Source organism: Chitinophaga sp. HK235, from assembly GCF_018255755.1.
Lineage (GTDB): Bacteria > Bacteroidota > Bacteroidia > Chitinophagales > Chitinophagaceae > Chitinophaga.
Genome location: NZ_CP073766.1, coordinates 1,475,284 through 1,489,653, shown reverse-complemented (window position 1 = coordinate 1,489,653; position 14,370 = coordinate 1,475,284). Strand labels below are relative to the sequence as shown.

The window sequence follows — 14,370 nt, the reverse complement described above, 5'->3', positions numbered from 1 at the left end:
CGATGAATATTTTAGTTTTGGTTACTTATTTGCAGAAAACGATAGGTGAGTGCCGGCGCACAATCAATAAAAAGGCAAAGAATATGGTTCATACAGACAAATTAGGATTTCCCTACAGGGAAAAGGTTAGCAAATGGAATTAAGAACGAAAATTACCAGAAAAAGTTGGGTATACTAATGATCCGGGCGTTAACATTCTGCCTGTAAATATATAAAAAAAATCCCCGCGAACAAAGTGTGTCTCCTGGCAAAAAAAAATGTACTTCATGATAATTTTTTATTAGCTTTAGCGAAGAAGGGGTATTCTTGTTTAAATTGAATATCCGAGCTGACAATGAAAACCCTGATGCCCCTGTCAACCCGATCCCGTTGTGAACAATGAACCTGCTGAAGTTGGCCCATAGATAATACTGATGAGCATTATATATCAACCAAACATTTGAAAAAAAATGAAAAAAATCTCCCTATTGATGGCGTCATTGCTATGTGTGCTGTATGCCTATGCCCAACAGCCTCTCAAAGGCAGGGTGTATGATCTGTATACGTTATCTCCCGTAAAAGGTGCTGGCATTTATTCCGGTGATCAGCTGCTGGCAACAACCGACATTGCAGGCAGTTTCAGTATCAGCGCGCATTACAACCGGTTACTGGTGATGGCCTCCGGTTATGAGCCGCAGACTGTGCGGGCAAAGGACGGTAGTCCGTTGATATTGATAGGTCTTGCGGCTACTTCCTATAATCTCAGCGAGATTTCCGTCAATGCGGCGAAGCCCCGCAGCAATCTGTTACAACCGCAGTCGGTGGCCGTTCTTGGTAGGAAAGACCTGCAACGGAATGATGGCATTTTCCCGGAATATGCGCTCAATCTGATTCCCGGGGTGCGCATGGAGAAAAGAACAATGGCCGGCGGTCAGCGCATCACCCTACGTGGTTACGGCAATGGCACCAACTTCAATGGAACGGGCTATAAGGCTTACCTGAACGGTATTCCGGTAACTGATGCGGAAGGCACTACCATCCTCGATGATATAGACTTCTCTATCCTGGGCCGTATGGAAGTGATCAAAGGACCCGCTTCCAGCCTCTATGGCAGCGGCATCGGCGGTGTGCTGAAAATGTATACGCTCAAGCCGGTGGTGTATGGTACACGCATCTCCCAGGAAACGCTGGCGGGCAGCTATGGCCTGTTCAGAACCAATACCCGCCTGGAATATGCGGACGATAAGTCTTCTATTATGTTGAACTACGGCCATCAGAACTACGACAGCTACCGTATCAACAGTGCATCCAAAAAAGATTTTGTGTCTTTCATAGGGGATTTTCACAGCAATGAAAAGCAAACGTTTTCTGTATACGCCGCCTACAACAACTCCAATGATCAGCTGGCCGGACAGCTCGACAGCAGCCAGTTTGCTCAGAAGAAAGATACCGGTGAAGTGCCATACCTGAAGAATAAAGGGTATGTTGCTTTTGAAACATACCGCGCGGGGCTTTCCCATCAATATGCCTTCTCATCGCACGTCAGCAATACCACCAGTGCTTATTTCAGCGGCTACAAACAATCGCAGGCTTTTGCAGCAGGGCTGTCGTCCAATATCGCGCAGAACTTCGGCGCACGCACTGCTTTTGGGCTGAGCTTCAGCGGCAGAACAGTAACCCTGAATGGTACAGTGGGCACTGAATATCAGAAAACCAATTCCTTCAAAAAAAGCTATGCCCTCGCAAACGCTGTACAGGGGCCGCTCACCGGCGATCTGGAACTGTCTGTCATGCAGTACAGTCTCTTCACCCAGTGGGAACTGAAGCTGCCGCAGGGTTTCCTCATTACGGCAGGTGTGAGCAACAATTACATTGAGTATAGTATCACAGACAGGCTTACCAATGCTGCAAATCCAACGCATAAGGACCAGTCGGGGCACAAAACCTTTACACCCGTACTGACGCCGCAGGTGAGCGTGCTCAAGGCCCTGAATGAAACGGTGTCCGTATACGCAGGTATCAGTAAAGGATATTCGCCTCCGGTATCAGGGCAGGTGGTGATTCCGCAGATAGGACAGGTGAATACAGACCTGCGGCCTGAAAAAGCAGTGCAGTACGAGGTTGGGGCCAAAGGCAGTCTGCTGGATAAACGGCTGTCGTTCCAGATGACGGTGTTTGATATGGAGATCAAAGACAAACTCACTTCACAGGCAATTACAGATAATAACACCGGTACAGTGCTGTATACGATGACCACCAATGCCGGCGGGCAACAGAACCGCGGTGTGGAAGCAGGTATTGCCTATACGCTGCAGCCGCAGCATCCGCGCGTTTTTTCGCTGGTGAGGCCATTTGTAAACTACACGTATTCCAGCTTTACTTACCGGGACTTTAAAAGCGATAATAACAACAACGCCAAAACGATCGACTACAGCGGTAAAAAGGCTTCCGGCGTAGCGCCGCACCTGTTCAATGCCGGCGTGGATCTCGTCTCCAAATGGGGCATTTATCTGAACACCACCTGGCAGTATGTAGATAAAATGCCCATTACGTATGACAACGCACACTATGCTGACGCCTATACGCTGTTGCAGGCTAAGTTGGGCTACCGGCATGATCTGGGGCGGCATTTCAACCTGGATGTATTTGCCGGCGGCAATAATATCACCAGCAGCAGGTATTACACGATGGTATTTTTAAACGCCAACTACAGCGCAGCACCGCCCAACATCTATCTGCCCGGACCTTATAAAGCTACGTGGTACGGCGGTTTCAACCTGACCTATAAGTTCTGAAAAAGTTAATCATCTCCCTAAAATATCATCATGAAAAATACATATATGCTGCCGGTCATCATGCTGATGATAGGTGCCTGCGGCAGATTTGCCAATAAAGATCAGCATTCCGGAGGCACCCGTATCGTTTGTCTGGCGAAGCAGTACAATGAAGTGATCTATGCGCTGGGCGCAGAAAAGAATCTGGTGGCGGTAGATCTTTCCAGCACTTATCCGCCGGCCATCAAGGCATTGCCTACAGTGGGCTACCACCGTGCATTGAGCGCAGAAGGCATTATCTCGCAGGAACCTACGCTGGTGATCCATGATAATAACGTGGGACCAGAACAGGTAATGCAACAGCTGGAGAAAATGAAGATACCCATGAAAACCTTTGCTGACAGCGTGTTTACGATAGATCAGGACAAGGCCATGATCACAGAGCTGGGTACTTACTTTGGGAGAGAACGACAGGCGGACAGTCTGTGCCGGATACTGGATACGCAGATGAAGGAAGCGCTGACTAACAGTAAGCACTATACGGACACGCCGCGCGTAGTGATCATTCATTTTGGTCGTGCCATGAATATTTATCTCGCCGTGACGCAGAAGAGCACAGCGGCGAAGATGGTAGGATGGGCTGGTGGCCTGATTCCTATTGAAGGTGCAAAAGGAATGCAACAGGTTTCTGCCGAGCTGATAGCCCAGGCGGACCCTGATGTGATACTGCTGACAGACTTCGGTTACGACAGGCTGGGATCTATAGAGAAGATTAAAGAACTGCCTGGCGTATCCGGCACGAAAGCCGCACGCAGTAACCACATCTACCGTGTGGAAGAACATGATCTGATATACCTGGGGCCGCGTACCGGCGCCAATGTGCTGGCACTGCAAAAATTAATACATGCAAAATAGAACATATAGCGGAGTGTTTCCGTTGCTGACCATGCTACTGGTAGTAGCAGTGCTGTTGTCTGCCTGCCTGGGTGCAACAGATATCAGCATAGGGGAGATAGCCGGAGCATTTAGTAAACTGTTTCATAATGGCAACGACTATACGTTGCACGAACGTGTTTTCCTGGAAATACGATTGCCCCGTGTGTTGTTCTGTTTATTGGCAGGCGCAGCGCTGGCGGTGGGCGGTGTATTGTTGCAGGCGCTGTTCAGGAACCCCATCATAGAACCTGGACTGATAGGCACTTCCAGCGGGGCGGCCTTTGGCGCGGCGCTGTATTTTGTAACAGGTGCTATGTTCCACTTTCATGTTGGCGTGTGGATGCTGCCGTTAGCTGCCTGCGCAGGAGCCATGCTGGCCACTTTCATGGTGCTGGTCTTGTCAGGCGGCAAAGAGGAAGGCGGGACGGGCATTGTTACTTTATTGCTGACGGGCATTGCCATCAATGCTTTGTTCCTCAGCGGCACCGGTTTTCTCTCCTATATCGCGCGGGACCCGCAGGCGCGTTCTATCACTTTCTGGAACCTGGGTACTTTGTCCGGCGCCAACCGGGAATCGGTGATCATCACAGCTATCGTGGTGGCGCTGTGTTGCTGGCGTGCAATGGCCTGCGCGGCGAAGCTCAATCTACTGATGCTGGGTGAAGCGGAAGCACAGCTATCCGGTGTGGCGGTGAAGCAACTAAAAATGGAAGTGATGATCATTAACGTGGTCATGATAGCGGTGGTAACTGCTTTCACGGGTGTGATCAGTTTTGTGGGACTGGTAGTACCGCATTTGCTGCGTATCTGGAAAGGAGCCGACAATCGCTATCTGGTGGCTGGCGGCGCATTGGCTGGCGCGGTATTGCTGACGGTAGCGGATATAGCGGCCAGGCTGCTGCTACGGCCTGCGGAGCTGCCGATAGGTATCGTCACTTCCTTTGCTGGTGTGCCTGTATTTATTTTTTTACTGAGAAAGAAAAAATATTATTTCTGATGCTTGTATTATCTGGTATTACCTGTGTGAAAAATAACAAGGTATTGCTGAAAGACATCAGCGTACAATGGGGCCCCGGCAGGCTGCATGTAGTGATGGGGCCAAATGGTGCCGGCAAGTCGACGTTGCTGAAGATCGCGGCAGGGCAACTCCGGCCCGCATCGGGTACCGTAATGTATGACGGCAGGCTGGTCACTGATTTCTCCGTTAAGGAGCTGGCAGCAATACGTGGGGCGTTGTCGCAGCAGCAGGAGCTGGCGTTTCCGCTGAAAGTGCAGGAAGTGGTGATGATGGGCCGTTATCCACATATCGGGAGTAAGCCAACGTTAACGGATAAACGCTATTGCCGGGAGGCTATGGAGCTGTTTGGTCTGGAAGACTTATCGGAGCGGGATTACCTGGGTCTCTCCGGCGGTGAAAAGCAGCGGGTACATTTTGCGCGCGTGCTGGCTCAGATCTGGGAAAGACCACCCAATGCCTGTCGTTATCTGCTGCTGGATGAGCCGCTCACTTTCCTGGATGTGCACTACCAGTTCAGGTTGATGCGCCAGCTGAAAACGTTGCTGCAACAGCAAGACCTGGTGATCGTGGCGGTGTTGCATGATCTGCACATCGCCGCGAAGTTTGCAGACAATATTCTGTTGCTGCACAATGGCAGGATGGTGGCGCAGGGCAGCCGGGAAGAAGTGCTGACGCCGGCTTACATTCAACAGGTATACCAGCTGGATCCTGAAGACATCACAGCGCTCATTCCCGTTTATCATCAACCAAAATCTGTTTCTCACTCTTAAATCACCTGAATAATGAAAAAAAAATTTGTCTGGAAGCCTTTAGTGCTGATGATGACATTACTGTTGTGCGGGATAACGGTATCGGCACAACGTCAGAAGTCACGTCAGCAGGTTAAAGAACCTGATTGGGTCACCATGATGGATGATCCCAACGTTAATTTCTTCGTTATAGAAAAATCTTTCAATGATTTCTGGAAAGGAAAAGAATTACCGGTAGAGGAAGATGAAATACTGGATGTGAAAAGGAATACCGAGCGGAAACGCCGGTTCCTGGGTATTTTCAGAAGAAAGGAATCTGAAGCGGAACGTGCGAGGGAGGAAGATGCACGCAAATACGCTTTTGCCTACAAGAAGTATCAGTGGTGGAGAAGGCAGGTACTGCCCTATGTACAGCCGGACGGCTCTATCCTCAGTAGCGAAAAGCAGGTGCAGATCTGGCAGCAGCAAAAGCAGCTAAAGAGCAACATCATGGAAAAGCAGGCGAAGGATAAGAAAGAGCATAAGAACAATGGTAAGGAAGAATGGTAACCCAGGCCAGCAATGATAGTAAACAAATTATCTATTTCCCAATCATCAACCGAAATAACCGCAATGACGATACGTAAATACATATCCCTGTTTTTATCTACCCTGTTGTTATCCGCATCAGTTGCTGCACAGAACTATGGCAACTGGCGGAATATCGGCCCCATGCTGTTTCCGGTCAACTCTTCGGGACAGATCAACGGCATAGGCCGCGTTACACAGATGAAGTTCCATCCTGCCAATGCCGCCACAGTCTATGCCACCAGTGTGTGGGGCCTCTGGAAAAGCACTGATACTGCCAATACCTGGCAGCTGCAGGGCACCGACGAGCTGCCTAAAGCAGCCTGCGCTTCCGTGTGCATAGATTATACCAACGATCAGATCATGTACCTCGGCACCGGAGACCCTAACTACTACGGCACTGCGCTGGGCGTTTACAAAACCACGGACGGCGGTCAATCGTGGCTGCCGGCCAACAGCAGCATCGGAAACCGCATGGCGGTAGAGCTACTCATGTCACGCACAGATCACAATGTGCTGATTGCCGCTACCAACGACGGCATCTGGAAAACCACGGATGGTGGCACTTCCTGGACCAACAAGCTCAGTGGTGGTCAGTTCACAGACATGACATACAAAGCTTCCAATAACACCACCACCATCTACGCAGTGAACATGGCTGGCGGGTTCTATGTATCTCCCGATATGGGCGAAACCTGGACGCCCGTTACGCTCACCTTACCGGCCAGCGGGGCCAAAGGCAGCAGGATAGCCGTAACACCTGCCGATTCCAACCGTGTGTATGTAGGGATGGTTGGCGCCAACGACGCTGTTACCGGCGGGGTGATCTACAAATCAACAAATGGTGGCATCACTTTCACACAGGTGAAAGGAGATGTAGCGCCTAATCTTGTAGGCTACAACGGCACTTCCAGCGGACAGGGTAATTACAACTTCTCTATTGGAGCGGATCCTGTGAATGCCAACATCCTTTATCTCGTGGCGCATATTGTATGGAAAAGCACAGACGGCGGTACCAGCTGGACACAGATACAGACCGGCTGGTGGACCATGGTTCACACCGATATGCATGGTATCAAAGTAAATCCTTACAATAACAGTAAGGTGTTTAATTATAATGATGGTGGCGTTTGGCTCAGTACTGACGGCGGTGTCAACTGGGTACCACGCAGCGATGGGCTTTCATCTACTGAAGTGTATCACGCTTCCGGCAGCCCTATTCGCCGTGATATGATCAGCATTGGCACACAGGACAATGGAGAGTTATATTATAAGTATGCCGGCAATCCCTGGTTTACCAACAGGGGCGGCGACTGGGGCTCACGCTCTGCATTTGATTATAATACCAACAACCAGGTATATTATTATGAGAATGGCAAGAGGAGAGCGGTAACAGGAAGTGAAAGTGCCTACAACGTGCCATTCACTGCATCCAACAAAATGGAGCTGGAGTTCACACCCGCGAATGTGGGCGTTGCTTTTATTGCAGATACAGGGCTGTGGCGTAGTACCAATATCACCGCGGCTTCGCCAGCCTGGACAAAACTAGTGAACAATACCGAAAAGATTAAGGCGCTGCACATCAGCAACGCTGATGCCAATGTGGTTTATTATGTTACCACCAATCAGAAAGTATATCGCTCCCGCAATGCGCTGGCGACATCACCTGCCTTCACCAGCGTGGCCGCACCGGTAGCCACCAGTGTAGCCGCCAGCGTTACCACCATCAAAAGCGACACCAATGTTGTGTATGTCGCCTGCGGCAGCAGGGTATACCGCTCCGCAGACCAGGGAAGTACCTTCACGGACATCTCTGGTACATTGCCACCGGTGAATGTTATCCGGCTGCTGGAAGACCGCTACGCTACCAACGAGTCTGTATACCTTGCCACGGCACGCGGCGTATATTACCGTAATAAGAACATGGCCGACTGGTCGCTGTATTCCATCGGACTTCCGACTGTCGCTGATATTACAGACATTTTTGCCTACAACAACGGTGTAGCCGATAGCAGTGAGTTGCGTGTGAGCTTCTATGGTCGTGGTGTTTTCGGCACTAAGTTCAACAATGCGGTAACACCGCTGATTTCTTTTGCCGCTGCCACGGTCAATACTACCGCTGGTGGCTTGAATAAATCCGGTTGTAGGCCGTATACGGATTACATGGTTAATCTTGCCACCAGCCCGGCACCTTCCGGCGACGCGAATGTACAGCTGGTAGCAGGTTCTACGTCTTCCGCAGTGAAAGGCATTGATTACGACGTGACCACCAACGGCAGCTTTACCACCCCCAGTGATACGCTGATCTTTGCATCGGGGCAGACCACATCGCGCCCGATTACTGTCAGGGTATATGGCAGTAAAACAGATCCGGCCGGCAAATATGCTTTGTTATCTTTTAACGTCAACGGTACTACGAATGCAATGGCTAATCCGTCTGCGCAAACGTGCCGTGTGAATATCAACTACCCCGATGCATCGCCGGTGGGAGACACAGCGCTCATCAACCTGACTTACGGTAACGGCACTACGGGCGGTAGCGCATCCAGTCCGTTCAATGGCACACAGTCTGATAAGCGCACCCAGACTATCTATCCGGCGGATGAACTGAGAGCGGCAGGGTTACAGCGCGGTAACATTTATGCTGTCGCTTATCACGTGATCTCACGTACGGTTACCACTACCAGCTCGTTCCAGAACTTCAATGTAGCGATAGGTACTACATCGCAGACTGCGTTTACGGATACACAATTTGATAATAGTCCGCTTACAACTGTGTATAGCGGCAGTATCAGCGTTACAGATACAGGCTGGGTACAGGTTCCTTTCTCACAGCCTTTCTATTGGGATGGTAGTTCCAGTATCCTCATACAGTCTTGCTATAACAACGCAGATGGAACAGATCAGGGAGATAATCTCGTAGCATCCATCTCTGTGAGCGGCGCCAATCCTACTGCATTCCAGCGGCAGACCAGTGGCGCAGGATGTAGTTTCACAGCGCCAGGCTATGGTTCTACAAGACCTAACCTGATCTTCAGTGCGCAACCGGCTGTCACAACCGTGGCAGGTACGCTGAATGCCAGCACCACGCAGTATCTTGGTCCCAATGCAACGGTATATTTTGCAGACAGCCTCGGTAAAATCATTGCGAAAGTGAAGAACCTGTCGGCCTTTGATTATGGCTGTACCACTGTGCAGATAGACCGTGCAGGTACCGGTGCTACGCAGTTCTGGGATACTAGCAAAGTGCATTACCTGGCATCAAAAACATTGAAGATCACACCTGCCAATAACAACACAGCCGGCAGCCTGAATGTAACATTGTATTATACAGCGGCTGAAAAACAAGGCTGGGAGGCCACTACAGGGCTGACCTGGGATTCTGCAAAGGTGGTGAAGGTGAAGAGCAATATCAGTAATGTAACGTCATCTAACCCTTCGCCTGACGGCGCCGGCACAATCTATGTATCGCGCGACAGCAGCGGAAAGAAAGGCGCTACCATCTACTATGTGTCAGGCACCTTCAATACCGGTATGGGTGGCTTTGGCGCAGGCAGTCCGGGTAATCCGCCTGTAGCCGGGACTTGTAACACCCCGATACCGCGCACTCAACTAAGGGTATCGCAGTTCGACAGTCAGGAAACAGCTGGAGAGAACGCTCCGGCTACGAATGTTATTGACGGTGACAACAGTACCTTCTGGCACACACAATGGTACAACAGCACCGCGCCCATGCCACATTATATTTCCATCTATCTCGGCGGTGCTTATAATCTGAGCAGGCTCACCTATCTGCCAAGGCAGTCGGGTGTTAATGGACGCATCAATGCATACCAGGTGCATGTGAGCGCTGACAGCATCAACTGGACACAGGTAGCCAGCGGTAACTTTGCGAACAGCACTGCGGCACAGGATGTTGTTTTCTCACCCACCGTGAAGGCTCGCTATGTGAAGCTGGTAGCCACTTCCGAAGTGAATGCCAATCCATGGACCTCCGTTGCAGAGTTGTCGTTCACCGGTTGTCCGGATACCACGGCCTCCCCGGCAAGAGCGGCTTCGACAAAAACAGCGCCGGTTGGCTCACAGCAGGCCGGTAACATCAGCGTATATCCGACCAGGTTACAACGCGGCGGAAGCGTGAATATACACAGCCACGGAAATGCTACGCTGCTGTTGCGCCTCTATGACCTCAAAGGCAGGATGATACGTCTCGAATATGTAAACGATGCCGGTACTGTCAGCACCGGCGACCTGAGTGCAGGCGTTTACTTGTACAGTATTTTCAACAGCAAACTGCCTTCAGCCAAACCGCTGAAAACAGGTAAGATCGTGATCACGGATTAATTTCCGCAGTTTATGTAAGGCTGACCAAAAAGAAAAAGAAGGCTTTTGGTCAGCCTTCTTTTTTACCTGATAAATTTTCTTTTTTGGGAATATAAAGAAGCGCCCTCATGAAAAGGGCGCTTCTTTATGATATTGTTACGCCACATTCTACGGATGGCATCTTAACCAGAAAACAGATGAAATTATTTCTCACGTGTGTAATTGGAATGAGAGCCATTGCTGCTGGTGAGTGTTAGTGTGGAATCGGTGAGTGTTGTAATTACAGCAGTATCCACACCAGCACCTGATTCTTTAACACCAGTAGTATGATTCCACAATAAAAGGGTGTCTCCGTTTAATTGCCATTTTTCGTAAATAAGTGTGTGCATATTAATGGAGCTTGCTGAGCCGTCAGCTTTTATCTCAATACCCTGAACAGCGGGCTCCTGACCTGGAATTGGCTGCGTCCATTTACCAGCCAGCTTTTCCTTATTTACTAAAGCCGGTTGTTCCGGAGCAGTAGCTTTACCTTGTTCTTGTTGGTTGGTTTGATCTTTTTGACCATTCTGACAAGCAGCAAACAGCATTACTGCAGCAGCTAAAAGCGTGGTTTGCATTCTCATTGATTTCATAATTTTATTTTTAGGGTACAGAATTTAATTTGCCCAATGATAAAATTAGTAAAAAAGAAGTCAGAAGGGTTAAGGTGAAAAGATAGTAGTAGTTTATGTCAAAAAAATGTAGGTAATCGGCAGAGGCTGTATTGACCATTGGAATCTTTGCGCATTTTGCCCATCTTCTTTAAAAGAAAAAATAAATAACTTGGATGATATTATATTTTGATTATCTTTAATCAGAAGCGATATGTACGCAAAACAGGATAGCCCTGACAGTGAATAGCTACCTGTATCCACGTGTGAAGTAACAGCAATACCCTGTCCATTTATTTTTTTGACCTAAAATCTATCTTATGCCACAAAAATTCCTGAGGATGAAAACGCTATGTCAATGATGCCCTGATGTTTAGCAATAGCAGCATTTTATTCCCTCATGACCGAAATTAATCTGATTCCCGCTTTTGTTTGTTCTCAAATACATCTTCTATGTTTGCGCTGTTTAAAAAAAATCCGGACCAGCAGCTGTCCAGGAATGCTGTTATCCTCCTGGTTATAGGAAGCCTGTTTGTACTGGCCAATGGCTTATCAACAGTATTTGTAACGGTTTTTATCTGGAAGATCACGAAGAGTTATGTCCAGGTATCACTTTATAATGTAAGCATATACTGCTTCATGGTACTGGGTTTCATACTTTCGGGCGTCATCTCGCGACGGAAGGGGATTCCTTATTGTCTCCGGGCAGGCATGTTGTGCCTGATTGTTTATTTTATTGCTGTGCTCTGGCTCAAAAGTGAATCCGTCAGGTATTTATTGCTGCTTGGCATTCCTTACGGACTTGGATATGGTTTGTTTTACTACTCTAACAATACCTTGTTGTATTATTATACATCAGAGACCAACAGAGGGATCTATCTGGGGATCAGCAACGCGCTGGGCGCTATCATGGGGATTCTGGCGCCAACAGTTTCCGGTGCGATCATTGTCAGCGGACATGAATTACAGGGATATCAATACGTATTTTTTATCACTTTTGCCATCTATGTCATATCCTGTATTATCAGCTACTTCCTGGAATCGAGAGTGCAGGAAGGCGATTTCAGCATGAAACGGATACTTTCCTATTCCACTCACCCGGACTGGAACTATATCATGAAGTCCAACTTCTTTCTGGGTTTCAGAGAGGGGGCCATCTATTTTATTATAGATATACTGTACTTCCTGACTTTCAGGAATGAGCTGTCGTTAGGAGGCTTTACAACACTGATATCCATGATCGGCGTTATCAGTTCCATTATGATCGGAAAATACGTCACTTTAAAAAATAGCTACAAAAGCATTCTGATCGGCAGTATAATGACATTAACTGCAACGCTGATACTGGTACTGCATACCTCTGTACAGACCGTTGTCATATACGGTGTACTCACCAATATCTTTAATAACTGCTGGCTGATCCCGTTTTACATGATACAATACCAGGTGGCACAGGGTGTAATGAATAACCGGGAAACGATGGGTGATTTTATGATTGCGAGGGAGATCCCGCTGGCGATGGGAAGGGTAGTGGGCATACTGCTGTTTATATGGGTGGAGAACACCGTCCTGAAAGATATGTCCGTACGTATAGCCATGCCCGTGCTGAATGCTATGGTGTTGCTGGCTTATATCTTTGCACTTTCCCGCATCAGGAAAACGAAATCCCGGCTAACGCTGAGCGATGTTCCCCAGCTTTAATCTGCTGAATGAGATAATAAATTGCCTGAAATAAAGTCCGGATCATATGGAGGACAAACGTTTAAGAGAACACCCGGAAAGCACCTTGCCTCGCCGGTATAGGGTGCTGTTCTACAATAAAATGTGGGACCAGGAATTCGACTTCACCGACATCCCTATAGGGGAGGAGTTTGAGTTGGTTACTGACCGGAAATACATGCAGGAAGCCGATGCTGTGGTGTTTCATATGCCGGGCATCGCTGAAACAGATCCTGTATTGAACAACACACAGAAAAGGGAAGGGCAGCTATGGGTTTTCTGGTCCATGGAATGTGAAGAGAATTATAAATGGCAACAGCGACCGGAGGTCCGGGGACTGTTTGACCTGATGATGACTTACAGGATGGATTCGGATGTGCCGGTGCCTTATTTTTATCCGCCCTATCTCGATATGCTGAAACGTGTACCCAAGCCTAAAACAGGGTTTATCAATGCGTTTATTTCGAGCGGTATTAATGAAAGCGGGAGGGTAGGTTATTTGCAGGAATTGATGTCATACATCGACGTACATTCCTACGGGAAGTTATTTAACAACAGAAAGCTGGAACAAGACGAAGGGGTGATAAGTAAAGGACGCATGATGGCTACCTATAAGTTCACTATAGCTTTTGAAAATGCCATTGCGAAGGATTATGTTACGGAAAAATTCTTTCATCCGCTTATAGTGGGATCTATCCCGGTTTATCTGGGTGCGCCTAATATTGAGGCGTTTGCTCCGGCAGATCATTGCTATATTAATGTGAATGACTTTTCTTCTCCTGGAGAATTAGCGGATTATCTGGTCAGGCTGAATAATGATGATGAACTTTGTCGGCAATACATGAAATGGAAAAATGAACCGCTCCGGGAGGATTTTGTAGCCGTGATGAACAGCATTTATAAACACCCGATAGAGCGGGTTTGCAGGGCTGTCAAGGCAGAAATGAGAAAAAGGGAAAAAATATGAAAATACCTTTTATTATCCATCAGACCTGGAAAGATGAGCATCTTCCTAAGGCTTTTGAACGTATGTCGCGTACATGGAGGAATAACCATGTGCACTGGGAATACCATTTATGGACAGATGAAATGAACAGGGTGTTTATCGCTACACATTACCCGTATTTTCTGCCGGTATATGATGCGTACCCTATGCCTATTCAGCGGGTGGATGCAGTCAGGTACTTTATCCTGTTGAAATACGGCGGCTTTTTCATCGATCTCGATTTTGAATGCCTGGCGAATATAGATCCCCTTGCAGAGAAAGGCCCCTGCGTCTTCGGCAAAGAACCATCGGAACATTGTCTTATCCACGGGAAAGACATGATTATCAGCAATGCCTTTATGGGCGCTGTTCCGGGCTGCCATTTCATCGGGGAAGTATGTGGTGTACTGGAGACCGGCCGCTGTGTAACAGACCACCGGAACGATCAGGTGCTGGAATCCACCGGCCCTTTTATGCTTTCCCATGTCTATGAGCAGTATCCGCACAAAAACGATGTGAGCTTACTGGAACCGGAAATACTGTACCCACTGACGAAAGATGAGATCGATGCCTGGGGCGACCAACCATTTAATACGACCATTAGATCCAGGGTGCCGTATGCATACGGGATCCACCGTTTTGCAGGCACCTGGTGGAAAAATTAAACTGT

Annotated in this window: 10 protein-coding genes; 9 read left to right on the top strand and 1 reads right to left on the bottom strand. The window is 48.4% G+C overall.

All coding sequences use genetic code 11. The annotated features are described in order from the left end of the window. Positions 1 to 449: 449 nt before the first annotated feature. From KD145_RS04450 to KD145_RS04425, 6 genes are all read left to right on the top strand, one after another. Positions 450 to 2,774 carry a TonB-dependent receptor gene (locus KD145_RS04450; RefSeq protein ID WP_212004705.1) on the top strand — a complete coding sequence of 775 codons (2,325 nt, stop codon included), beginning with the start codon at positions 450 to 452 and terminating at the stop codon, positions 2,772 to 2,774. Positions 2,775 to 2,804: 30 nt separating this feature from the next. After that, complete coding sequence (locus KD145_RS04445; protein ID WP_212004704.1) at positions 2,805 to 3,668, top strand: hemin ABC transporter substrate-binding protein; 864 nt, start codon at positions 2,805 to 2,807, stop codon at positions 3,666 to 3,668. Further along, positions 3,658 to 4,686 carry an iron ABC transporter permease gene (locus KD145_RS04440; protein ID WP_212004703.1) on the top strand — a complete coding sequence of 343 codons (1,029 nt, stop codon included), beginning with the start codon at positions 3,658 to 3,660 and terminating at the stop codon, positions 4,684 to 4,686. The genes KD145_RS04445 and KD145_RS04440 overlap by 11 nt, the downstream gene beginning before the upstream one ends. Next, complete coding sequence (locus KD145_RS04435) at positions 4,686 to 5,477, top strand: heme ABC transporter ATP-binding protein (RefSeq protein WP_212004702.1); 792 nt, start codon at positions 4,686 to 4,688, stop codon at positions 5,475 to 5,477. Before KD145_RS04440 ends, KD145_RS04435 begins: the two co-directional genes overlap by 1 nt. Positions 5,478 to 5,489: 12 nt before the next feature. After that, the gene (locus tag KD145_RS04430; protein ID WP_212004701.1) at positions 5,490 to 6,005 is read left to right on the top strand and encodes a hypothetical protein; all 516 of its coding nucleotides are present in this window, start codon (positions 5,490 to 5,492) and stop codon (positions 6,003 to 6,005) included. Positions 6,006 to 6,068: 63 nt separating this feature from the next. After that, positions 6,069 to 10,367: a discoidin domain-containing protein gene (locus KD145_RS04425; protein WP_212004700.1), complete on the top strand. Its 4,299-nt coding sequence runs from the start codon at positions 6,069 to 6,071 to the stop codon at positions 10,365 to 10,367. 182 nt (positions 10,368 to 10,549) lie between these two features. Here the strand turns inward: KD145_RS04425 and KD145_RS04420 are convergent, their stop codons facing one another. Continuing rightward, on the bottom strand, positions 10,550 to 10,978 hold the full coding sequence (locus KD145_RS04420; protein WP_212004699.1) for a lipocalin family protein: 429 nt from the start codon (positions 10,976 to 10,978) through the stop codon (positions 10,550 to 10,552). A gap of 471 nt (positions 10,979 to 11,449) precedes the next feature. On the opposite strand from KD145_RS04420, the gene KD145_RS04415 reads away from it, so the two are divergent. From KD145_RS04415 to KD145_RS04405, 3 genes are read left to right on the top strand one after another with little or no spacing between them, the layout of a single operon-like run. After that, a complete protein-coding gene (locus KD145_RS04415; protein ID WP_212004698.1) occupies positions 11,450 to 12,697 on the top strand; it encodes an MFS transporter in 1,248 nt (415 codons plus the stop codon). A 46-nt stretch (positions 12,698 to 12,743) separates the two neighbouring features. Beyond that, positions 12,744 to 13,682, top strand: a complete 939-nt coding sequence (locus tag KD145_RS04410; protein ID WP_212004697.1) for a glycosyltransferase family 10 fucosyltransferase — start codon at positions 12,744 to 12,746, stop codon at positions 13,680 to 13,682. Continuing rightward, positions 13,679 to 14,365, top strand: coding sequence for a glycosyltransferase family 32 protein (locus tag KD145_RS04405; protein ID WP_212004696.1), 687 nt, complete (start codon positions 13,679 to 13,681; stop codon positions 14,363 to 14,365). Before KD145_RS04410 ends, KD145_RS04405 begins: the two co-directional genes overlap by 4 nt. The last annotated feature ends 5 nt before the right edge of the window (positions 14,366 to 14,370 follow it).